The following is a 25342-nucleotide window of genomic DNA, read 5'->3' as shown; positions in this document are numbered from 1 at the left end:
TGCAATGTTGAGATTTAGAGCTATTCAATCAAAGAATAAATCTATTCTAAGTAGAGAGGTTCACGCTGCCGAATTTATACCTTATTCTTGCTATTGGAATAGTACAACCTTGATAACAAAGCAGAATTGGTTAGTTAAATTTATAAAATTAAATGGCTTTGCGTTTGAAACGGCCGATGATGAAGACTTGGTGATACAAAATAATATCAGAAATCAGATGCTAAGAAGCATTTCATCTCCAGCATTTAGTTTGTACTTTCATACCATCAGGCGTAAGAAGAATATCTTTTCTGATGAATTTGCAAACCAGAGTTTACCAAATTTTTTTGCTAACCATGTAAATCTAAAATGGAGAGAAAAACACGCAACTAGGCAATCTTTTATTAATGATTTATACATTACGATTATTCGTAGGGCAGATACAAAGGGAGTAGAATTTTTATCACATCTACTGAAAAAATTTGGGCATGTAACTTCAAAACATGCTTGGGAAAGTGATATGCGTGATACCTATGAAGATTTAGAGGAAACGACAAATCGTATAGTAACAAGCCTTAGGAATTATTCGCCTAAAGTCCTTGGAGTAAAAGAAACTCCAAACGGACTGTTTTGTGAAATAATGGAGTTTCTGTCTAGAATTGTAAATTGTGGCTTTGTTACAAATACGCTTTTTCCACTAAAAACTGAAATATCAAGATACTTACCAGTTCATAGGTTATTTTTTGGCCATAAGATGATACAGGTTGTGACTCATAATGAAAGTAAATATGCTGGAATAGTTAGTATCAAAGAATATGGAAATAATACTTCCGCAGGAATGCTTGATTCTTTTTTACAACTTCCTTATGAATTTATTATCACGCAGTCTTTTCAATTTACAAATAGGCAAATGGCAATTGCGAAAATGCAGATACAGCAAAATCGTATGATACAATCTGCAGATAAAGCTATTTCTCAAATAGCAGAAATTTCTCATGCGCTTGATGATGCAATGAGTGGTAAAATTGCGTTTGGTGAACACCATTTAACTATCTTATGTATAGAAAAAAGCCCTAAATCATTGGACAATGCTTTATCATTGGTTGAATCGGAGCTTTCTAATTGTGGTGTTTATCCTGTTCGTGAGAGGGTTAATCTAGAACCAGCATTTTGGGCGCAAATTCCTGGTAATTTTGATTATATAGTAAGAAAAGGTACAATAAGTAGTCTTAATTTGGCCGGTTTTGCATCTCAACATAATTATCCTACTGGTAAAAAATTCAATAACCACTGGGGAGATGCTGTTACAGTTTTTGATACAACATCTGGCACTCCATTTTTCTTCAACTTTCATATAAGGGATGTTGGACATACTATGATAATTGGGCCAACAGGTGCTGGCAAAACTGTTTTAATGAATTTTTTATGTGCTCAAGCAATGAAATTTTCTCCAAGAATATTCTTTTTTGATAAAGATCGCGGTGCAGAAATTTTTTTAAGAGCACTTGGTGGTATCTATACTATAATAGAACCAAGAACTAAGACAAATTTTAATCCTCTGCAACTTGACGATACTCCTGATAATAAAACATTTTTGATGGAATGGATAAAATCTTTAATTTTAGTGTACAACGATAAATTCACTTCAGAAGATATTGCTAGAATTAATGATGCAATTGAGGGAAATTTTAAATTAAAAAAAGAAGACAGATTTTTGAGAAATCTTGTACCATTTTTAGGACTTGCGGGCCCTGATACTCTAGCTGGAGCAATATCTATGTGGCATGATGATGGCTCTCATGCTGCAATATTTGACAATAAAGAAGATTTGCTAGATTTTTCAAAAGCAAGAGTGTTTGGCTTTGAAATGGCTAGCTTGCTAAAAGATCCTGTTGCTCTTGGTCCGGTCTTGATTTATTTGTTTCATAGGATTAGTATATCGCTTGATGGCACTCCATCTATTATTGTTCTTGATGAAGCATGGGCGTTAATAGATAATCCAGTTTTTGCACCTAAGATAAAAGACTGGTTGAAAGTGCTGAGAAAGTTAAATGCTTTTGTAGTTTTTGCTACTCAGAGTGTTGAAGATGCAAGTAAAAGTGCTATTAGTGATACGCTTGTACAGCAGACAGCAACACAAATTTTTTTGCCAAATCTGAAAGCTACTAGTGTCTATCGAGATGTTTTTATGTTAACTGAACGTGAGTACATACTGATCAAACACACAGATCCAAGTACTAGATTCTTTTTAGTAAAGCAGGGAGTTAATGCTGTAGTAGCTAGAATAGATCTGAAAGATTTGGATGATGTGGTCAACGTGTTATCTGGACGTGCGGAAAGTGTTCTATTGTTATATGATATACTGAAAGAAGTCGGAGATGATCCAAAGATGTGGTTGCCTGTGTTTTATCAAAAGGTGAAAAATGTTTAAAACTAAACTGTCATTACTGTTAGTTGCGATATTTTTGTTAAATATAGATTTTTTGCTCTCGTATCCAGTGTTTGCAGATACAGTAAGTGGTACTGACAAAACGGAATTTGTTAGCAGATTTAATTCTACTGGTAGCTTTAGCCGTGCCTCTAATCCTGACTGTAAGGCGTTTGAAACATCTGCAGCAGTTGCTGGGATAGCAATTGCTATTGGTGCAATATTTACTGGTATTGTTTTGATTGTCTCTTCTGCTGGTTTATTTACTGCTCTTGTTATCGTTGGAATGATAGCTGCAATTGTTGGAGTCTGGAAGGCAGTTGGGGGACTTATTGTTTGTCAGCATAGTTTTGTTAGGCATCCAGTTGCATACGATAATGATGGGAGATATAAAAATTTTAAACTAAAAGATACAGGTTATAGTGGTGATACAGATAAAAATTATCGAACAGAAGATGAATATTTTTCTGCATTACAGAAAAGATCAGGAAAAGATGGAAAACAAACAGAGAAAGATATTTTAAACTTTACTGATTGGGATGTTGTGAATGTTGATAGGGAACACTACTACTGGCCAAAAAATGGGGTGCAATATAGTGAATACATAGAAGTATGTCATCGCAATCCTTTAACATTTGGTAATCTTTTTAACAAGAGAGACTTTGATTCCAGAGAAAAACCTGGATACATAGACTTTGATGTAAGGGAAAAAGATACTGGATATGTAGATGGGTCATGGTCCCCGACGGTCGATGGTGAGCTGAAATGTAAAGTTCTCAAAGCAGGACAGAGCGAAGACATATATGGATCAACGTTCAGGGCAGTGAAAAAAATGGGTAGGTTATGTGTGGAATTGGCTGAAGTTAGGGCAGCTGGAACTGCTTGGCCGCAAGGAATTGATATAGGATGCACGGAATTACCACCTGATCCGATTGCTCCTATGTGTGAACAATCTGTGATATTATTCAAAAATAAAGATGGTACAGGTGGTGAAGAAAGGAGTTTTATCAACAGGGATGACGATTATAAAACTCTTATCAGGAAAAAAGAAAAAGAAGGAAAAATTTTTGTAGGTTATGACAATAAAAGCTGTTTTAGCTCGTATGTCTCTGAAGCTTGCTACAATCAAGCGGGAAGTAAGTCATTATCTCCTATTCCTATAACTTCTATGATAGTGCAATGCATTAAGGAATCGTTAGATAATTTAGTTGTAGGTATTGACTCAAATGGTGATAAGCTAAAATATGAAGATGGAGAAAAAAAAGGACAGGAGAAGGGTAGTTTTTTATCTGTAGCACAAGGAAGGTTGAAAAATACTGTAACTGCTGTTCTAGTTTTAGCTTTAATACTGTTCTCTATAAAAGTTATGTCTGGTGGAGTGCGTAGTCCGCAAGAAATGTACATGTTGATCATTAAATTCGCTTTAGTGATTTACTTTACGACAGGTAGCACTATGTCTCATTATTACGGGGAATTAACAAAACTTTCGAACGGCTTATCAGAAATAGTGCTTAAAGCTTCATCTGAGAGTAAAAATATATGTAATTATGAGGCAGGTAAAGATTATGAATACGATCGTGCAGGGCAGAAGGTATCCTACAGTTATCTTGCACCTTGGGATAGGCTTGATTGCAGAATTTTATTTTATTTAGGTGCCCCTTTAGATGGAATTGGTGGCAAAATTGGTACTGGAGGTGTTGCAACGTTAGCGGTTTTGCTTGGCGCTGCTCCTGTCTTGTTAGTTGCAGGTTCGGTGATTGGTATTATTTTCGCTGGTGGACAAATTTTAGTAGCTCTTGTCTGTATATTTATGGCCATTTTGCTGATGATGGTTATTTTGTGGATGTGCTATGTATTTATTTTATCTCTAGTTGCTTTAAGTGTAATTGTTATTCTATCACCTTTGTTTATTCCTATGGTTTTATTCCAACACACCAAAGGATATTTTGACGGCTGGGTGAAAGAGTTGATTACCTATAGCTTATACCCGGTTATCCTTTTTGCGTTTTTATCCTTTATGTTCATAGCATGTGATAAAATCTATTTTAAAAATTTAAATTTTAAACTGGACGAGTCATATAAAAATGAACAACCAGACAAGTCATATGAAAAGAAACAAGCAGAAATCTCATATAGTAAGAAAAAACAGTGGTTTAAATTGAAAGATGGGGAATGTGATAAAAATGAAACTACTCTCGCATGTATGATGCAAAATTATAGCTTTAAAAAGAGCAGCATACTTGGTCTATTCGACTTTACATACATGGAGTTTGGCAGCTCTCTAATCGGAGAATTATTAAAATTGTGTTTAGTATTATTCCTCTTTTACCACTTTTTAAACGTTCTTCCCGGCATGGCTGCTGAGCTTGCTGGTAATCACAGGGCAGCACTTGGTTCAGGTAGCACTCCTGCACAAATGGTGAATAAAGCTTTATCTGCTGCCAAAGCTGCTGCTGGAGGTGCTGGTCAAGTTGCTGCTGCGGCTGTAAATAAGGCAAGAGGGGCTATTGGAGGAGGTGGAGATGATAATAAGGGATCGGGATCTTCCTCTAGTGAATCTATAAAACCAGGTGGAGAGTGAGCGCAGGTGAGTAACAGATGTTTGAACATTTGAGCAACCAAAACTTGGTTAAGCTATGCATAAGTTTTGTGATACTCTTTTTATTATCTGGGTGCGGGTGTATTAAGCCAGAAGATTCATCAGGCTTGCGTGAGAAATTGGATATAGTGTCAACAGAGCAGAAATGGGTTGATTCTGGAGTTTATATTTCGGATAAAATAAAAGTAACAGAGATTAATATAGTACCTAATAAGGTTAATTTTTGTTCGCAATATAAAGATTTTGCAATTGAACCTGGAGTAGGAAACGTTACATTACCGTTTGCGCTTAAAGATGGCGATGCGATAAGCTTTAGTGTTGTTGGAAGTAAAATGTGTAAAAACGATAATGGCACGGTCACCTATAAAAAAATTGACGAGAGTTGCGGTGAAGGAGAGACGGAGTATTTTGCACATGTTTTAAATCAAGAGAATTGTCAAGGTGAAATATGCCCTAATAAATATATCATAGGTAACGCAAAATGGTTGAATGGAAAAGAATACTGGAATCCAAGTTTTGTAAAATCTGATCAAGATGAAAAGGAGATTGAAAATATCATTAATTCTATAAAACAAGGAGAAAATATAGACTGCAGGAGGCTTTCAAGCAGTCAGAAAGTTGAGATAGATACGTACCTTTTAAATCTTGCGTGTGAGAATACATGTTATTATGCCAGTCAAGATTGTGTGCAAATTGAATCTAATACTATAGATGGCAATAAACGTAATGTAGCTAAAAATCTTGCCAACGAACTAGCTGTTGGAAAAGTAAGTAAGGAAGAAGCTATCAAGAAGGCTGTAGATGGTATAATGGGAGTGTTAGATGATAGCAACATAGCTAAAGGACACAGCGATAGTTCAGATGGTGAAAAGGATAAAGTAAATACAGAAAAAAATACCAAGGGAGCTGTGGATGATATAAGAAAAAAGAAAATGAAGAGGATAAAGACTTACATTCCATCATTAAAGGTGTCGATAGGAGGAAAGGAAAGTTTTAAATATGTAAGGAGTGATGGTATACGAACTAACTTTGATTATAAGATCAAAAAAGAAAACTATGATAAGGGTACAGAGTTAGTATTTACACTTAAAAATGCTAAAGAAAAGAATGCTGGTAAAGGGGGATATAATATAAGGGTCACAAAGAGCCATAGTCTAGCAAAAAACTTATATATACATGTTTCTGATAAGTTTCCTGAGCACAATCCTGGTGAAATTCTGGGGGATATACCTGTGAATATCAGTGAAGTTCATAATACTGAGTATATGGAAAGATTAAAAGAAAAGCTAAAAGACAAGAGTGGCACTATATATTACGGAATAAGAGATCATGGCTGTGATTATAAGAAAAATGAAGGTCAGTTTAGCATTAACCTTACAACTAAAGAGCCACCTGTAAGAACTTTTAGTGCGATATATAATTTTTTTGATGAAAAAGTAAAAATTGCATTTTTTGGTTCCAGTTATAAAAATTCAGAATGGAATCACTCTGAATCTAGTCCCGTGAAGTCTCTTTATCAAAGTTTTGTAGCGTCAAATAGAACAAAGACTATCAGATCCACAATAGTGTCGTTATTAGTGTTATATATAACTTTATATACCCTTTATTACTTTTTTGGATTGTCTCATGCTTCTACATATGAATTTTTAATTATATGTGTAAAGATAGGAGTTATTACCCAATTGCTGAACGATAACAGTTGGAGTTTTTTTTATAACAATGCATTTTCTATTTTTGTTAATGCTCCAAAACAGTTAATAGAAATAGCAAATTTCAGAGGTACAACATCAAATGTTTTTGAATTTCTTGATTTACCGCTCAATAGGTTTTTATCAGCACACTCAGTGTTACTAATAGTATCTCTTATATTCTCTGGTCCTTTGGGTATTGTATCGTTTTGCTTGGTGATTTGGGGTTTGATAACAGTGAGCTTATCGATGTTTAACGCCTTATTTTCTTTTATCACATCTATAGCAATAGTTGCATTATTGCTTTCCTTGGCGCCTCTTTTTATTATTTGCCTTCTATTTGGATATACTAGACAGATGTTTCACAATTGGGTCAAAAATTTAGCAAGATTTGCAATTCATCCGGTAGTGCTTTTAATTTTTATATCATTAATAAGCCAGGTTATGGATTATATTGTGTATTCGGTCTTTAATTTTGAGGTCTGCCCTACATGTATACTTAATCTTAACTTAAAGATTTTTAATCCTTGTATTATTTATGGTTATGCTTCCAAACATGCACCTAATATCACCGCTATGATGGCTTTTGTGATTTTGGGACATGCTATGAAAGCTTTAGTTGAGGCATCTTCAACAATATCTGATTCGTTGTTTGGTGTTTATGTGGCAAGCGAACCAGGAAGGCAATATCAGCAAAGCTTAATGGGAACAGTAGGTTTAGATGAACAAAGTATCCAAAGAAGAGCAGGTCAGCAATCTGGTACACCAAGTCGAAGACCTCAAATACCACAATCAGCTCAAAGATCAGCACCTAAAATACCGACAAACACAGGAAATCAATGATGAGCAGAAAATCATTATTATTGATACTATGTCTTGTAATTACTGGCTGCACAATGGATTGTGTTGAACCTGGGCTGCAGAGCAGAAATACTAGTGTCAGTATAGATGTTCCAGTTCGTGAAGCTGGCGAAGGAGTTAAAATTCATTGGGTTGATTCTGGTCAAGTAATTAGCAAGGATGAGAAAATCAAATTTACTCTTGGTGGGTCAGTAAATTTTTGTCCTCTTAAAGAAGGGAAAAATCCAAAGAGAGTACTTGTGCCCGCTGTATTTTGTGCTAATGATTTAATACCAAATTACAGTAATAAGTTAATTGATAATGCTAGTCTTGATGAACGAGAAATATGTGGGGATATAGGCTTTGGAAATAATGAATTCTATAGCAATAGACGTTATGTAGATACTGTAATTAAAGCAAATCCTGGTGATAAGTTAAGCTTTAGCTTAGTTCCCAGAGAGATAACGATTAATTATGACAATCCGGAAGGGAAAGGTATCAGCTTTGATGACAATTGCTATAGAGCTGAAGAAAATGATAAAAAAGACAAAGCTACAATAAAAGACATGCTCAATGGAGGAACGTTCTTTTGTGGAGAAAGTGGTAAGAGGACTAAAGTAGAATTTCCTAAGATTAATAAAGAGAACATAGAAGAAAGAAGAGTGCTAGTTGGTAATGGCTACACTCCATATGATAATAAGGTACATTTTAATAAGGATTATATTCAAAATTCATGGATAAATGGTGCATTGTTAGATTTACGACGAACTAAAATAGGACTGGATAAATTATGTAATGGGAAAAAATGTGATTTTAATGAGAGAAGCAAGTACAGCTCTTATGAGCTTAATTGTTACTATCAAAATATATGTTACAACGCAAAAGGTATAGGGGAGAATTGCGTCTCTTCTATAAGGTATGAGAAGTATGATAAAAGAAATACATGTGACATGTATTCTCACCTTAAACGTATTGAGGATGAACTAAAAGAGATTGAAGAAAATAAGAGGGATTCTAAGCAGATTGACATTAATTTAATATCAAATTCTAAATTAAACTTCAAAGAGGACAGAGAAGATATTTCTTGGGCTGAGGCTCTTGTTGCAAAAGTTGGCGATCTTAATAATCAGAATACTGCTAAAGGTATTCAATGTTTTCCAGAGAGAAAGGGTGCAAAAGGGGATAATGTGTGTTCGCAAATTGGTGATAATTTTGAACATTTTTCTTTGAAATTAAATCATGATTATAAAATAGATGAAAAAGATATAATACCTGGTAGTAGTGTGATGCTTGCTATAGCAAGCAATGGCAATTACTCTCTTCATAGAGGTGGATATCATGTTGCAGTGACTAGATCATGTAACTTCGATAGTGGTGAAAAACTGTATATGTACTTGGGTGATAGCCCGCCAGAAGATCCATCTGCTCGAAAGACTAATAATTTCAAAAAAGTAAAGAAATTAGATAAAATAACAGAGGATAATGTAGACTATTACATAATAGATGGAAGTCATTTAAAGGATAAAGAGTCTAAAAAGATATACTTTGGTATTAATGTAGAAAACGTAAAGAAAGATGATATTACGGACAAAGAAGGCAAATATTATGAAGATAACAAATACACAGTAAATTTATTTTTAAAAAGAAAAATAAACGATTTTATTTCATCAACTGTAAACAAGATTTTTGATTTCATAACAGACGGGGGTGAAGACGGAATTAAAATTCCATATGAAGGATATAGAAAGGGGCTTCTACAAGGAATAAGAGCTTTGCTTATTCTATACGTTATATTTACTGTTGTTGGCTATATGCTTGGAACAATACAATTAAGTAAATTCGATTTTATTATAAGAATATTCAAAATAGCATTTATAGCTTTTGCTTTTAGTGATAGAAGTTGGGAATTCTTTGGTACAACTTTGTCTGGGCTTTTTGTTGATGGTAGCATTTATTTAGTTGATAGTTTTTCTGGCTATATAGGAGAAGGAGGTAAAAAATTTGCATTCTTAGATTTAACAGCGGGAGTATTATTTACAGGAGAAACATGGCTGAAATTTTTGTCTTTAATGCTATCAGGACCTTTTGGCTTTATTGCATTTTTGGCAATACTTTATGCTACTTTTGTGTTTTTAAGATGCATTATTAGTGCTACGTTTAAGTATGTAATATCTACTGTTTTAGTGGCATTTTTATTGTCATTAGCACCTTTATTTATCGTATTTATTCTATTTCAACAAACTAAAACATTATTTGATAATTGGATAAAAACGCTGGCTCATGTTTCATTGCAACCAGTCATTTTATTTTCATCCTTGTCTCTTTTAAACCAGTTAATGTATTCAGTTCTATACAACCTCACAAATTTTTCTGCATGCTATCAATGCTTAATTAGTGTAAATTTTTTATCGTATGATCTGTGTCTTATGAAATCAATATTACCTCTTGGGTATAGTCCTGGTACTAGTGTTGATGTTGCGTTCAGTACTGGAGAAAGGGCTGGTGGGCACTTTGCAGCATTACCTATAGATCTAATCCAGGCATTTATATATCTCATCATTGCTAGTGCAATGGAAGCTTTTGTTTCTATATCAGAAACTATGGCGCAGGCGTTGTTCAGCTCTGGTTATGGAGTTGCTCAAAGTGTTAGTCATATTTCTAGGAGCGCATCACAAGCTATGCTGTCAACTGTTGGCCTTGATGATAGAACCCAAAATATGATACATAACATCAAGCAGGGAATGAGTAAAGATCGTAGCAAAATTGAAGCTAAATTGCCTGATACACCAAAGCAAGCAGATGGGAAAGGGAGTGCTGGCAGAGAAATGAGCAAATCTGAAACACTAAGCCAGCCAGATAAGCAAAAGGATTCTGATAAAACAAAAGGACAAGTCAAGGAAGATTGATGAGATATATGGAGTAACTAATTAAAAAGATATTTGAAGTAAGGTTTTAGAAATTTATTCTGTATTGGAAAAAGTTTAGGTATGCAATCACGCTTAGGCAAATGTTGGTTTAGGTTATTAATTTTGGTAATCTGTGTTCTGGTTACAGGTTGTAGTAAGAATGATATGCCTTTTCCAAGATGTATATCTGCTGATTATTTTGGTCCTGAACCCATTGCAATTGGTGCTCATTTTTCAAGAGATCATGATGCTTTTGTTCCAGAAGATAGAGAAATTATTGATCCTAATACTGGAGAAATTAATTATGGTTTTCACTCTAATCAAGTGGTGAAGTGGAAAGATACTGGATTTGAAACCAATGGAGATAGTTTAGTAGTACGAGTAAATGGTGCATGGACATCTTGGAGCAATAGTAATAAGAAGAAATCTCAAAGTAGTTATAGTTTGGAAAGTTTGGAGCAGTTAAAATATGCAACCAAATTTGAAAGAGGGGAAGGTGACAACAGTCTGCCTGACTTTCACTTAGTTTGTAATGATTATAAACCTAGCATACAAAAATTTTCAAGTAAGCCTAAAGCAAGTTGCACTGTAAAGTGCAAGTGCATTAATGAAGATGATAGCGCAAATACAGTATCACGTGGTGCTCCATGTTGGTTTACCAACGGTCATGGTGCTTATCTTTTGTTTAAAACGGGGAAAGGTGATCCTAACGAAAATCTAAAGTTAATGCGCGATCCTCAATATCCTACTGTACATCTAGGTTACAACTCCATGGCAGAAAATGGGAGCGGTCTTTTTACTTTAGACAGAGATAACACCACATTACAGGACAGGAATTGTAATACGGTGAGGTTAGAAAAAGGATGGAAAATATATGTAAAGATATTAGATAGATATTATCTAGATAATGCAGGTGGCTACTCTTTTGAATTTTTGAGCGGAGTGCAGAAACCAAGTAACTTTGGATTTTTTGATTACGTTTATAACTATCTAAAATGTGTATTATTGATTAACGAAAATTGTAAAAAGCATTTTGATAGCAATGATCCTGCAGCTGCACAAGCGATATTTCAAAATATAGCTGAAAAAAGTACGAGCTTTCACAATTTTGTTCTTTCCTTGCTTGTTCTATTTATAGTGATTTCATCGCTTCTTTATCTTTTTGGAATGATAAGAGAAACTAAGCATGATATGCTCATCAGAATGATGAAAATCACTCTAGTAATAGTGCTTATATCTCCTGGAAGTTTTAGATTTTTCTATGATCATTTTCTTGTTTTATTTGTTAAAGGTCTTGAACAATTGATAAGCATAATTACTAATTTTGCTCCCAACATGAACACCGGAGGTAATTCAAACGTTGCTCAAGGAAATGAAGCTAAATTGTTTAGCTTCATGGAGGATATGTTTAATAAGTTTTTTGCTTACTCTGTTTGGAAAAAGTTTGCAGCATTTTTACATTATCAAATGTGGGCAAGTCTCCTTATGATACCGGCAATTTTTATAGGGATTGTCTTATATTTCCTGCTGTGTATGTATGCTTACATAATATTCCTTTCTGGTTTTATGGGTATAGCTTTTCTTGTAGCTATAATGCCGCTATTCCTAATCTCTATTTTATTTTCACCACTGAAAAGTCTATTTGAGGGTTGGATAAAATTCTGTATTAGTTTCTGTTTGCAATCAATTATGATATTTACCCTGCTGTCATTACTTGCTGCGATGATAATGAATACCTTTTATAAACAGTTAGGCTTTACTGTGTGCTATAATAAATGGCTTGAAATAAAGTTATGTGCTCCAAAATGGGTATTTGGTGGTTTTTGTATAATTGATAAAGAATACTTTAGCTGGACTCCAGGGCAAATTTTTGTACCTTATGCTATTGGAGAGGCTTCTCCATTGAACGTAGATAAGAATATAGAAGGTATAGAAAAACTAAGCAGAATAGGTGGTACAGTAAAGTTTACTGGTGGCGCTGGATATATCCCTCTTCCACCAGATTACATTAATAAAGGTTTTCGTTATATAGATTATCCTTTCTTTAATCCAATTCCTGGAACTAAAGATAATCCAGCAGACCACTATATTGCGGAAAGTGATATGATAGTTAGTAATGGCTGTAGTGCAAAAGATCTAGTACGCTTAACAAATAGTTTATCTCATGCATCAGAGAGGGCTGACATTATATTACTGATCAACAATATAGAGAAAAGGATAGGTGATGTTAGTGAAATAATAAAACGCTACTGTCAAGATATAAATAAATGCAATAGTTATAGGGAAATAATTAATGAAATAAGATCTTTAGTGCGGAGTGCGATAAAAAAACAAGGTTGTAGAATACTGAAACTTCATGATTTATATAAGGATCCCAACAGTGAATACTGTCAGAAATGTAAAGATTGTGAGGATTGCAAAAATTATAAAGAAAATAGTGATTACCAAAGGGTGCAAGACATACAGAGAGGTTATTTAATCAACGCAGGAGAGATCTTTGTATTGTTCTTGCTTTCGTTTTTGATGTTTTCTTTGAAGGAGTTTGTACAACAGATGGGCTCAAGCATTGCCGGTGGTGGGTTTGGTGTTTACAATATATCTAGTATGTATCAAGCATCACCTGTGACTGGTTTAATGCAGGGATTAAAACAACAGATGCAAGATAAAATTGGTGGAGGGCTAGAGTCTTTAGGTAATTGGGCTACTCATGTACCGGACAGATTAGCTGGAGGTACAGCTAATTTGCTAGGTAGAATACCAGGAGTTGGGGGTGTGCTGAAATATGCTATTAATGTGCCACGTAAGCTTGTAGGTGCTACTATTGAAGCAACAAAATTTGCAACATCACCTAAAAATGATGTTGATAAGCTTGAGGAAAAAATCTACAGGGCGTTTGGAATTGATAAAGAAGATATTGCACATAGAAGAATTGATAAATATTTAGAATATTATAAAGGATATGTAGGATCACATTTGGGCTATACAATAGAAGATGCTATGAAGTTTACTTGGGAACATGGTCTCGACTCTATAGGAATTAACCCTGCTACAGGAGAAAAGGATGGTTACCAGCATAATCTACTCTATAGAGCAAAAACATATAGACGGGAATTTCTTGAGAAGCTTCATGACTACACTATTGGCCGCAAGAGAGAACCAGAAGAAGATGAATCATCAAAAGAAAATAAGCCTAATCAATCAAATCGAAAATTAGGTACGGAACCAGAAACCCTAAAAAACACTACAGAAGCTATACGTGCCGGAGAAGATAGAGAGCGTCAAGATAATGAAAGGAATGAGAACATAGAGAATGATGAAGAATCGTAATTTCAAAGGGCTAAGTTATTATGGTCTTCAGCAAGACGAAGATGGTAATATCAAGTTAAACGATTACAATGATGTTTTAAATGCGCGCAGAGCGAGGGTAGATTTGTTACTAGATAGCACTAAGCAAGGTGATGTTAGTCTTTCAAAGCTAAATAAAGCTCTGAATGAGAGACTTATAGATGATAAAGGGCTATCGTCAGAATTTGACAAAGAAGACAAAGAAATTGCACAGAAGGAGCTTAAGATGTTCTCTATTTTAGACGATCTTGATAATCTTGCAAACATTGAAAGTGAAGATCTATTAGAGGTTAGTTTGTTACTATCAGATCTTAGTTTTATAGAGAGAAATATTGTGTTGAATGCCGATCAGAGTTCTGATCTAATAGGGTTCAAAAGTCTATTTATAGAAAAAAAAGCATCTGGTGAGGAATATAGTGATGAAGAGTGTCACAATTTCCTCGATAGTATAGAGAAAATCAATACTTTAATTAAGTTAGAGTTAGAAAGTAGAATTGAAGGGATGGGTCATGATGAAAAAAACAACCATGATGATTTACAAGACGAGATTGGTCGTGCAATCAGTATAGAAAATAAATCAAAGAAAAGCGATTGATCTTGCGTTCCTCCACAAGCAACCTTCTTTCTATTAGACTGCTGAAGCTATGTTGACATTAAATGTGTATTATAAATAATTAGTTAACTTCGAACTTGTTTTATATGTTACGTGTTATTGCGGGTAAATATCGTGGAAGAAAAATAACTACAGGCAAGAATTTAGCTGCACGGCCCACTATGAGTAGTGTCCGAGAAGCAATATTTAGTATACTTTCTTCAAGAAAACCTATTTATAACCTAAATGTACTTGATTTATTCTGCGGAAGTGGCTCTTTTTCATTTGAAGCACTTTCTCGAGGTGCTAAACATGCATTCATGGTAGATTCAGATTATTACAATTTGCAACTGCCTAAAAAAACAGCAGAAGATTTTGGAATTACGAGCGATATCACGTTAATTTGTTGCAATGCTAACGGATTACCAAGACCTATTTCAAAGTGCGATATAGTTTTTATGGATCCACCTTATAATATCAATCTGTTTAACTCAACTTTAGACGAGTTAGCTCACTCAGGCTGGTTAAATGATAATGCGTTAATAATTCTAGAAATGAGGAAAAATGAAGGTTTTGAGTGCAATAAAAACTTCAATATAATTGTGGAGCGTACCTACGGTATTGCAAAAATAATTTTTCTTTCTTCACTCACTTGAATTTCTTTTGTAAACATCTATAGCTAAGCTAAGTAAGATTTTTCCGAGGACTGAAAGAAAAAATCAATTCGTTTTGGTGGGAATAGGGTGTGTAACAGCAAATCAATACGAGTTGATATACTAGAAGAAGCAGTATGGAAAGAAATGAAGATGGTACTCAAAGAACCAGAGGTAATGACAAAGGTTAGACTTTTAAAATATGAAAATAAGCAGGCAAAGGATGAGATTGAAAAACGCGCAGATAAAATAGAACAAGGTATAGAAAGATTAGCTTATGTATATGCAAGGGGTCATATAACGCGAAGGAAAAGTATGACTTAGAAGTTGAGAGCATGGAAAAGGAGTTAAAGGAATCAGAGATCAAAGGGAAGAAGCTATCGATGAAAAGAGGCTACAGAGAGAATTAGATTTTATCACAAACAGTGTAGAAAGTTTTTCCTCTGAGAGAGCTTAATCAAGCAGACTATGAAACTAAACTTGATATAATAAGAAAGTTAGTTCAACGCATTGAAATTGACGATGATAACGTACATATAGTGTTTCGATTGAAAGAACTTGCTTCGAAAGGGAGTGTTAAATAAACTGTGTCAAACCGAGAAGTAAAGTAATAAATGGGAATGTTCAAAAAAGTGTGTCAAACCGAGAAATAAAAATAAAATAGAAACAAAAAATAGAGGTTTGATATATGAGTTACAAAATAGAAAATGGAACGACTGGCCTGGTAGATTACAAAGAGCTGGAAGCAAATATACTGTCATCAATAAGGGAAGGTAAACCATTGATGGGGAGAGATGGAGCATTAACACCATTTGTAAAAAGGCTGCTGGAAGCAAGTCTAGAAGGTGAAATAGAGCATCATTTATCCAATGAAAGAGAAGAAAAGAATCGAAGAAACGGAAAGAATGGCAAAACTTTGAAGACGAGTATTTGAACTATTGACACCAAGAGATAGAGAGGGAAGTTTCGAACCACAGATAGTGAAAAAAAGGCAAACAAGCTTACATCCAGAACTTGAAACAAAGGTCTTGAACATGTTTGCAAGCGGTGTGGGATACAGGGATATAGCATCCTATGTGGAAGAAATCTATGACCATAAAATATCTGCAGCAGAGATATCTGGAATTACAGATAAATTACTGCCTATAATCAATGAATGGAGGAGTCGTCCCCTACAATCAGTATACCCGATAGTATTTATGGATGGGATGTTTTTTAAGGTCAAAGAGAATGGACATTGCATAAGTAAATGCATGTACAATATATTAGGAATAGACCAAAATGGCAGAAAAGAAGTACTGGGTTTTTACTTAGCAGAAAGTGAGGGAGCTAACTTCTGGCTAGGCGTATTAAATGACTTAAAAGAGAGAGGAGTAGAAGACATTTTGATAGCTTGTGTTGACGGTCTGAAAAGCTTCCCTACAGCTATAAATAGCGTATTTCCCAATGCTGAGGTACAGTTATGCATTGTGCACCAAATAAGAAATTCACTAAAATACGTATCCAGCAAAGATATAAAAGTTTTTATGAATGATTTGAAAAAAATATACCGTGCTACAAGTAGAGAAATCGCCGAAAATTATTTACTTGAACTGGAGGAAAAATGGGGTGAAAAATATCCTTTAGTCATAAAATCGTGGCAAAACAATTGGGAAAATTTGTCTAGTTATTTTAAGTATTCTGGCCCTGTTAGAAGGCTAATTTATACCACCAATCCAATTGAGGGGTTGCACAGACAAATCAGAAAATTTACTAAAACCAAAGGTTCATTTACCAGTACAAATGCCTTGTACAAATTGGTATATTGTGCTATAAAAAAGATAGAGCAAAAATGGGCTATGGCTTTGCCTAATTGGGCTCTAACTATATCTCAACTTGATATCTTTTTTCCTGATAGGTTAAAAATTGAGTTGAACTAAAAATTCGCTTTGACACACTTTTTTGAACATTCCCGAGTACTATATGCACAGTTTATAAAATCTTAAGAAATTGTTATTAGAAAAATCCAATAATGATTAGCCGCGGAACCTATTTGCTAATTCTCTCACATTGACCTTAGACATTTCTGATATAGGCTCTTGTGTATATGAGACATCAGATTTAACGCCTTTTTTGTCATGACCTTTAGTAATAGAACATACTACAGTATCAGCCTTTACATGCTTAACACTTGGATCTGATTGAAACCCATGCTTTCTTTCCATTTGTGCTTCAAGCTTACTGCTATCATGTGTAACCCTACACCTTTCTAGATTACGGTCACGTTTGTCAGGAGCTACATATCCATCTATATCACTACATAAGAACGGGCGCACTTTGAACCTGTCTGAACTAACACCATTTTCAACACTTGCAGAATTATGAGCTTTTCTATTATTGCGCATTTTATCTACAGCTTCCTTTATTTTTTGTTTTGATGGTTTTGGCAGCAGTGCTGGCTTATATGCACATGCTGGTAGTTCTGGAAATGAGTCCTCCTGAAACAGCAAATGACTTTGGTTTCTCTTACTATCTGATTCTTCAATATTCTTTATTGGTGTCTTGAAAGAGTTTTCATTTTTCTTTCTTAGATCTAACTCATTTAATCCGCTTCCAACATTATTTTTTCTTGTTGTAGTGTGAATAACACCTGGAAGTTTCACTTCATACTTAAATTTTTTACCAATGGTATCTATTGACTCATTAGATGAGGAATCTATTTGAAACCTATCGTTTGAAAATTTTGATTTTGTAGCATCAAAAGATATACTACGTTTTTCTATCTTTTTATCAGTCATATTTTACCTCTAAACCTATTAACTAACAAAAGTATAAACTAAGAGGTATTAATTTTATTATAATAATAAAGGCTCAAGAAGCATCACCGTAGGGTTTTCTATATAGTACTTAAAGGCATTTAAAAATTTTGCTCCGAGTGCTCCATCAACTGCTCTGTGGTCAACAGAGAGAGTAACTGTCATTACCTCTGCTATCTCTATTTTTTCACTTATGACAACTGGTTGTTTTTTAGATGCGCCGACAGCCATAATGCAAGACTGTGGTGGATTGATTATAGCACTGAAAGTTTTTATACCAAACATGCCTAAATTAGAAATGGTAAACCCTCCTCCTTGAAATTCTTCAGGCCTTAATTTTCCAGATCGTGCTCTATTTACTAAATCTTTCACTTCTTTTGATATAGATAAAACACTTTTTTCATCAGCATTTTTTACTATAGGAGTAATAAGTCCATCCTCAAGCGCTACAGCAATTGAGATATCTATATTTGAATATTTTACTATCTTAGTATCTATCCACGATGAGTTTATGTTAGGAAATTTTTTCATGCTGAAAGCCACAGCTTTTATAATTAAGTCATTAATTGTTACTTTATTGTTCTCATTTGCTGAATTAACCTCATTTTTGAGCGATATTAGCTTATCAACGTGGCAGTCTACAGTTAAATAAAAGTGTGGAATATTTTGCTTAGATTCAACTAGGCGCTGCGCTATCACTTGGCGCATATTACTTACTTCAACTGTTGTATTTTCCTCAAATCTCTCATAGCTTTTAGTTTGATCTAAAAATTCTAATACATCAGCTTTGATGATACGACCATATGGACCTGTACCTTTTAATCGCTTTATATCAACACCTTCATTTTGAGCTATTTTTTTAGCTAAGGGGCTTACTTTTATTCTATTTTCTGTTGCTCTATCCTCTTTTTTAGATCCCAGTGTCACGCACTGGGATGACATTGAAGAGCTAGATGAAATCGAAGGGTTGGATGATACTGAAAAATCGGCTTCAACCTCCTTCTCAACCTTGGTATTGATGGCAGAAGCTAAATCAAGTGCGCTTTTATCTTCCCCTTCCTCTAACATTAGAGCTATCAGTTGATTTACAGGCACACCACTTGTTCCTTCCGACACTAAAATTTTTGCTAAAACTCCTTCATCGACAGATTCAAACTCCATTATGGCTTTATCAGTCTCAATTTCAGCGATTACATCACCTATTTCAACTTTATCTTGTTCTTTTTTACACCACTTTACAATTTTCCCTCCAGTTTTACTCATTGTTGGGGAAAGAGCGGGCATCAATATTTCTATAGGCATTTATTCTGCATTAAAAGATCTATTTAATTTTTAATTTACTCTTTACCCTATGTCAATCTAATCGTAAATCATGATACTTATATCATCCTAGTACGTGATGCTGGAATCTTGGTTGACTACTGTTATCCTACTATTTCTATTGCTTAGTCCTAGACAGAGTACAAATAGTAAGATCATCATGAAAATAGACGAATCTGTTATAATGGAAATAGAAAAATGTAGTGCTTACTATCCTCTCACAAACATATAGCTTGGGTACAGAAAAAATTTATATGAGGAGCTGGTTAAATTGATAAAAGATCAGAATTAATAGTAGTTTCCGAATCTTCTGTAGCAGGCTCTTCATGTGAAGCAGAGGACAGACTAACTTCTTTATCCTCTGTTCTCTGTATAGAACTACCACAAAAACTCCTTAACATCTCTTCAGCAGATGAATTTAAAATCTGTATAATAGACTTTTCACTTTGTTCTTTCAGCGATTGATCCATCTTAGAAATCAACTCGGAAAATTCACTACCTTCTTTTCTAGCTTCACTTTCTATCTTATTTTTTATGCTTTCTATATTACTTTGGTTAATTTCTTCTTTCGTTATGTTAAATGAATTAGCAATACCTTGATACTTAATCTCACAATCGCCACAGCCAACTATGCAAAGAGCAATAGAATCGGATATTTCACCTGCAGCCGAATTATGGATAGTGTAAGCTAAGCAATTGTCATGATATTTAATGCCAAGCTGTTGCTCTATCAATTCAGAAATTTCATTTTTTAAAGACATAAAGTACCTCCTTCTTACATTACTGTACCTTCTGATTAAAGTACAACAGCTGCTCCTAAATAGCAATCCATATATGGTTTACTTTAATAAATTATTAAAGTAAGAAGCTTTTACATCCTAAAACATAACTGAGATAAGCCAATGTAAAAAAATTTTTAAACGAGAATTATTGTATATATATTACTTATTTGGTAAAATTATTTTGGCAAAATAGCATATAAAAGTTGAGGCTAATTATGAATATTAAAGAACGAAAGGATTTACAACAGGAGTTATTAGGAATTGTTTTCAATATACTCATAGAAAGTGAAGATAGCGCCATAGAAGCTATGGAAACAAGAGCAGTAGAGATAATTAAAAAACTAAAGGAACACATTAATGATTATATAGAGTATGGTGGTCAAAAAAAGCCAATTTTAGATTGGGTTATTGTTTGTGATTCTCAGAATAATGTCAGACTAAATAACAAGTCGCTATTAAAATTTGAGAAGGCAATTAAGGATATTGGAGGAAGAGCACCGCTAAATGAAATAAAAAGTACAATAAGGTTATTAGTAGAACAAGCACAGCTAAATCATGTTAGAATTAGAGGTGAGAGAGAAGTACCACTAAACCTCTTTGAGGAAAACATAATAATGAGAGAGCGAAGAAGGGCAAGAGAACAACAAATGCGGCCAAATTTTATTAGAGAAAGAGAAGCGTCATTGAATCTCTTTGGAAACAGGGATGAAAATGTAATAATGAGAGGACAAATGAGGTCACGCTATATTAGGCGTATTAGACGTGAAAGAGAAGTACCACTTAGTTCAAAAATAGGAGAATTAATTGGTGTAGTTTCATCCATAATTGTAGGTGCTTTCATTGGTATAATGGTTGGTATGGTCATTGCTGGTTTATGTATTGAGCTTTGTGTAATCACCACTGCAGAACCGATTCTTCTCATCATGGGTGCTACTGCTGTTATAGGAGCTTTGTAGCAGGAACTGCTCCTGTATTAAAGCTAATAGAGATGTTTAAAGGTCAAGAACCTAATCTTTCTCCTAGTAGCGGTCTGGAAAGCTCTAATACTGAACATACTTATTTAAATAGGCAAAGAGTTATTTAGAAAAAAATTGGAAGAATGTTCAAAAAAGTCCATTTATAAAATACATCGGCTTAACTATGATCTTATAACTTAAGCTAATTAATTAAAAATTTTTGTTTTAGCGGTTAAATAAAGCCAGATCTTATTAGAGAGAGGATCTTCTTATCTCTTCTTTACCTTCATTTTCATTTCTAACAATTTTTTTTCCACTTAATATGTCTCTTATTTCATCTCCTGTTAAAGTTTCAAACTCCAGTAGATTTTCAGCAATGAGCTCCAAGTCTTTCCTACGCTTGGTTAAAATGTCTTTTGCTTTTTCATAGCAAGAAAATACGACTTTCTTTACTTCCTCATCTATAAGTCTTAACGTATCTTCAGAAATTGTCTCAGAATCATGTGTGATTTGTTCGCGATTATGATAGATCGGACCTATTTTGTCGCTCATTCCCCATTTTGTCACCATAGAACGTGATAAATCTGATGCTAGTTTTATATCTGAAGATGCACCGCTTGTGACTTTATCATAGCCAAAAATTAGCTCTTCTGCCACACGTCCACCCATTGCAACAGTTATATCTGCTAGCATCTTTTCTCTTGTGAGGGACACTCTATCTGTTTCTGGTAGTCTCATAACTAAACCGAGTGCTCTACCACGTGGAATAATTGTTGCTTTGTGTATAGGATCAGAAGCAGGCATATTAACTGAAACTACTGCATGACCAGCTTCATGGTAAGCAGTAAGCTTTTTTTCTTCTTCTGTAATGACTAAGGACCTTCTTTCCATGCCCATCATCACTTTATCACGTGCATACTCAAAATCATCCATGGTAACAATTTTCTTATTTCTTCTTGCAGCAATAAGCGCAGACTCATTCACTAAATTTGCTAGATCAGCCCCTGAAAAACCTGGCGTTCCCCTCGCAACTGTTTTTACGTTTACATCTGGTGCTATCGATATTTTCTTTATATGCGTATTTAATATTCTCTCACGCCCATTTATATCAGGTAAAGAAATAGTAATCTGTCGGTCAAAACGACCAGGTCTAAGTAGTGCTGGATCTAGGACATCTGGACGGTTAGTTGCAGCAATTATTATCACACCTTCATTAGACTCGAAACCATCCATCTCAACCAGTAACTGGTTTAATGTTTGTTCCCTTTCGTCGTTACCGCCACCAAGACCGATGCCGCGATGCCTACCTACTGCATCTATTTCGTCTATGAAAATTATACAAGGAGCATTTTTCTTACCTTGATCAAACATATCCCGGACACGGCTTGCACCAACACCGACAAACATTTCAACGAAATCAGATCCAGAAATACTAAAAAACGGTACATTAGCTTCACCTGCAATTGCACGAGCAAGTAGAGTTTTACCAGTTCCAGGGGAACCAATTAAAAGGCATCCTTTTGGTATCTTCCCACCTAACACTTGAAATTTTTGCCTTTGTTTAAGAAAATCAACAATTTCAACCAACTCTTCTTTTGCTTCATCAATCCCAGCAACATCATCAAATGTCACTTTTTTTCCAGTAGTCATAAGCCTAGCTTTTGATTTGCCAAAGCTTATAGTTCTATTACCTCCTGCTTGCGTTTGTTTAAAAAGGAAAAGTAATAAACCGATAAAGATAAGGGTCGGAACCCATTGAATAAGTAATCCACCAATTATACCTATTGCAGAGTCTCCAATTGAAAAGGAGAACTTCACTTTCCTATCATGCAAACTTTTTATTAAGTCACTATATATAACACCACTTGAGTTAAAGGCTGACCCATCCCTAAACTTCCCTTCGATACTTTGGTTTCTTATTGTAATATTTTCTATATCATTATCTTCTAGTCTAGTTAAAAATTCTGAAAAAGGTATGGTTGTTTTACTCTTACCTATACTTCCGCTAAATTGAATATAAGCAACTGAAATAAGAACAATAATCACTAACCAGATCAATAAGCCTTCTAAAAATTTTTTCATTTACATTTCTAATTAAACACTAATCAAGCTTACCAAATTTTGTTTTATCGTGCTATTAATAATGCATCGAATCTTATCATCACCGTATTTCTCCGTTATAATTTACATCAGGATAAGCAACCACCTTTCCATTTTTTTCACTGTTGGAAAAGAGTAGTAAACTTTAGAAAAATAATTACAAATTTCAAAAATCTTGCCCCACTCATTGTAATCCTTAATTAAATATCAGTTAACTTTAGCAAATTTTCCTTTATTATACTAGAAATAAAATATTTAATCTCATCATCACTAGTGCTCTTACTATTATGTTTCATACATGGATAAGCAAGCATCTTTCCATCTTTTTGTACTGTAGGCAAAGAATAGTAAACTTCAGAGCAATAATCATAATTTTTTAGAAATTCAGGGATTTTTTGTGTTTTTTTTAGCGGAGCAATAGTTACTGAACACTCCTGATCTCCAAATATTGTGCAGCTAAACCTGTTATCCCATTCAATAGAACCATTTAATGGTAAGTGTACAGTAATTTCCTGTATATTTGACGATTCTCTCATTATCAAAATACTTTCTCCATATTTTCTTATTTTGCATCCATAGAGTGTGCAATTAACATCACTATTTTGTTGCAATATTCTATTAAATATTGCGATAAGGCTACGGCACCTTGGTTTATAGTGCTTGTTGACAATTGCCATTATAGAATAAAGAAGAAGCCTTAAAGCTATTTCCTCTGGCAGTTTATAAAGTTCATCTAGTTTAATTTCAATATAACCAAGATCATGAATATTAACGCAGTCATTAAGTGCAAGGCGTGTGTAGTGCATCAACGCTTTTGCAGCTCTTTTCATATGAAGGGCTGTGAGGCATATTCGCTCTGTTAAAATCTCTTGATTGTCACTTGCTTTAAGTAAGTTACGGTATAAAGTTCGTCTGTATTTTAAGTCATAATTGCTTCTATCTTCGATCCATTTTAACCGGTGAAGATTAGCGTACTTTTCTATTTCACTACGACTAAAATTTAACAACGGCCTAAATATATAAATACCATTTAAGAAAGATTTGTAATCCATTGATGATAATCCATCTACTCCACTACCTCGCTCCAATCTTAATAAGAACGTTTCTGCTTGATCATCTTTGTGATGAGCAACGAGCAAACATTTAACATTATTGTTTTTACACCACTCTGCTAGTAACTTATATCGTGCTTTTCGTGCCTGTAACTGAATATTACCTTTAATATTTTGCTTCTCCCAATTTAATATGAACGATTCCTTTGCTCCAAGTTCTTTTGCATAACTTATAACAAAATCAGCTTCTTTTTGAGACTCTGAACGTAACCCATGATTTACTGTTAATGCTATAGGAAGTGAAAGCTTGTTTTTTTTTGCCCAGTTAGTCATTAAATGCAGTAAGACTATACTATCTACACCACCTGATACTGCAACTGCGATTTGGTTATGGAAAGCAAAGCTATTAGCTATATTTTGAAATAATAACTCTAATTTCATTATGTTTCTTGATGGCCAGATAGTCTCTACGTCATACAGCGACTTATTTGTGGTATATATAGATCCCGCTAACAAGCAGCGGAATTGCTCTCTTTTGTCATCCCAGTGCTTGACACTGGGATCCAGGTTTTAATGCAAGAAACTACTTCTTTATTCCAGAAAATGAAAATTCCACTCTACGATTTTTAGCATGCTCTTTTTCATATTTGGAATTTCTAGAATCATCTTTTACATTAACCAAAGGCTCAGTTTCACCTTTAGAAGCAGTTTTTATTCTATTTTCTAGATAAGGTGTACAGCTGACCATAAATTTTTTAGCTGCATCTGCTCTTCTAGCTCCTAGTGCAAGATTATACTCGTGAGAACCACGATTGTCAGTATGACCAGTTAAAGTGACCTTTGCGTCAGGATTATTTTGTAACACTTCCATCACGTCAAGTAATGCATCTGCACTCACTTCACTGATACTAGATTCATCATAACCAAAGAAAACTCTTTTATCACCTATCTGCTTAACAACAGCATTCATTTTATTTGTCGTATTTACTCCTTTTTTAGGGCAAGAACTTACACCAGTAAGCAGTAAACAAAAACAACACATTATAATCAGTCTACTCCACATCACTAAACCTCCATAAATTTAAAATATAGTGCGTAATTTTAATTTTAGTACTAATAATCCCTCTATACTAGAATAGAGTCAAGGGAAATAAAATACTAAATGTTTTCTTTACAATCTTATAATTAATTTTCTGATAAGATGCTCAATTCTTAGCAATGAAGTACAATAAAAGAATAAAAATACAATTTTTTATTGTACTTTAAGCAAATATACTTTTAACTTTATTATTAATCTATTACGATAT

General features: G+C 34.2%; 14 protein-coding genes and 2 pseudogenes. 10 read left to right on the top strand and 6 right to left on the bottom strand.

The annotated features are described in order from the left end of the window. Positions 1 to 4 precede the first annotated feature (4 nt). The 9 genes and pseudogenes from ACQH21_RS00285 to ACQH21_RS00245 all read left to right on the top strand — a co-directional run bounded on the left by ACQH21_RS00285 (position 5) and on the right by ACQH21_RS00245 (position 16949). Positions 5 to 2410, top strand: a complete 2406-nt coding sequence (locus tag ACQH21_RS00285; RefSeq protein WP_010402460.1) for a VirB4 family type IV secretion/conjugal transfer ATPase — start codon at positions 5 to 7, stop codon at positions 2408 to 2410. Then, positions 2403 to 4988, top strand: coding sequence for a type IV secretion system protein (locus tag ACQH21_RS00280; protein WP_425384248.1), 2586 nt, complete (start codon positions 2403 to 2405; stop codon positions 4986 to 4988). Before ACQH21_RS00285 ends, ACQH21_RS00280 begins: the two co-directional genes overlap by 8 nt. Before the next feature lie 17 nt (positions 4989 to 5005). Then, the gene (locus tag ACQH21_RS00275) at positions 5006 to 7537 is read left to right on the top strand and encodes a type IV secretion system protein (RefSeq protein WP_425384247.1); all 2532 of its coding nucleotides are present in this window, start codon (positions 5006 to 5008) and stop codon (positions 7535 to 7537) included. After that, positions 7534 to 10440, top strand: coding sequence for a type IV secretion system protein (locus ACQH21_RS00270; RefSeq protein WP_425384246.1), 2907 nt, complete (start codon positions 7534 to 7536; stop codon positions 10438 to 10440). The genes ACQH21_RS00275 and ACQH21_RS00270 overlap by 4 nt, the downstream gene beginning before the upstream one ends. Positions 10441 to 10521: 81 nt before the next feature. Beyond that, positions 10522 to 13767 (top strand): type IV secretion system protein, encoded by a 3246-nt coding sequence (locus tag ACQH21_RS00265; RefSeq protein WP_425384245.1) that lies wholly within the window; start codon positions 10522 to 10524, stop codon positions 13765 to 13767. Next, a complete protein-coding gene (locus ACQH21_RS00260; protein ID WP_064085846.1) occupies positions 13751 to 14380 on the top strand; it encodes a WD_0853 family protein in 630 nt (209 codons plus the stop codon). The genes ACQH21_RS00265 and ACQH21_RS00260 overlap by 17 nt, the downstream gene beginning before the upstream one ends. Positions 14381 to 14484: 104 nt before the next feature. Further along, on the top strand, positions 14485 to 15033 hold the full coding sequence (gene rsmD, locus ACQH21_RS00255) for a 16S rRNA (guanine(966)-N(2))-methyltransferase RsmD (protein WP_010402438.1): 549 nt from the start codon (positions 14485 to 14487) through the stop codon (positions 15031 to 15033). Between the two features lie 87 nt (positions 15034 to 15120). Further along, a complete protein-coding gene (locus ACQH21_RS00250) occupies positions 15121 to 15354 on the top strand; it encodes a hypothetical protein (protein WP_425384244.1) in 234 nt (77 codons plus the stop codon). Between the two features lie 364 nt (positions 15355 to 15718). After that, positions 15719 to 16949: pseudogene (locus ACQH21_RS00245) on the top strand (IS256 family transposase). A gap of 96 nt (positions 16950 to 17045) precedes the next feature. On the opposite strand, the gene ACQH21_RS00240 reads toward ACQH21_RS00245, so the two are convergent. The 3 genes from ACQH21_RS00240 to ACQH21_RS00230 form a co-directional block, all read right to left on the bottom strand. Further along, positions 17046 to 17807: a hypothetical protein gene (locus ACQH21_RS00240; protein WP_425384243.1), complete on the bottom strand. Its 762-nt coding sequence runs from the start codon at positions 17805 to 17807 to the stop codon at positions 17046 to 17048. Between the two features lie 57 nt (positions 17808 to 17864). Then, a complete protein-coding gene (locus ACQH21_RS00235) occupies positions 17865 to 19127 on the bottom strand; it encodes a pyruvate dehydrogenase complex dihydrolipoamide acetyltransferase (RefSeq protein ID WP_425384242.1) in 1263 nt (420 codons plus the stop codon). Positions 19128 to 19411: 284 nt separating this feature from the next. Continuing rightward, a complete protein-coding gene (locus tag ACQH21_RS00230) occupies positions 19412 to 19906 on the bottom strand; it encodes a WBM0748 family T4SS-associated protein (RefSeq protein WP_010403296.1) in 495 nt (164 codons plus the stop codon). A gap of 236 nt (positions 19907 to 20142) precedes the next feature. On the opposite strand from ACQH21_RS00230, the pseudogene ACQH21_RS00225 reads away from it, so the two are divergent. Further along, positions 20143 to 21011 (top strand): annotated as a pseudogene (locus ACQH21_RS00225) (hypothetical protein). 124 nt (positions 21012 to 21135) lie between these two features. Here the strand turns inward: ACQH21_RS00225 and ftsH are convergent. The 3 genes from ftsH to ACQH21_RS00210 all read right to left on the bottom strand — a co-directional run bounded on the left by ftsH (position 21136) and on the right by ACQH21_RS00210 (position 25098). Beyond that, on the bottom strand, positions 21136 to 22965 hold the full coding sequence (gene ftsH, locus ACQH21_RS00220; RefSeq protein ID WP_010406977.1) for an ATP-dependent zinc metalloprotease FtsH: 1830 nt from the start codon (positions 22963 to 22965) through the stop codon (positions 21136 to 21138). 218 nt (positions 22966 to 23183) lie between these two features. Then, a complete protein-coding gene (gene tilS / locus ACQH21_RS00215) occupies positions 23184 to 24476 on the bottom strand; it encodes a tRNA lysidine(34) synthetase TilS (RefSeq protein ID WP_264704550.1) in 1293 nt (430 codons plus the stop codon). Between the two features lie 142 nt (positions 24477 to 24618). Beyond that, positions 24619 to 25098 (bottom strand): OmpA family protein, encoded by a 480-nt coding sequence (locus ACQH21_RS00210; protein WP_007302208.1) that lies wholly within the window; start codon positions 25096 to 25098, stop codon positions 24619 to 24621. Between the last annotated feature and the right edge of the window lie 244 nt (positions 25099 to 25342).

It is taken from the genome of Wolbachia endosymbiont (group B) of Eupithecia inturbata (assembly GCF_964030915.1).
Classification (GTDB): Bacteria; Pseudomonadota; Alphaproteobacteria; order Rickettsiales; family Anaplasmataceae; genus Wolbachia.
This window is presented reverse-complemented; position numbering and strand designations above follow the sequence as displayed.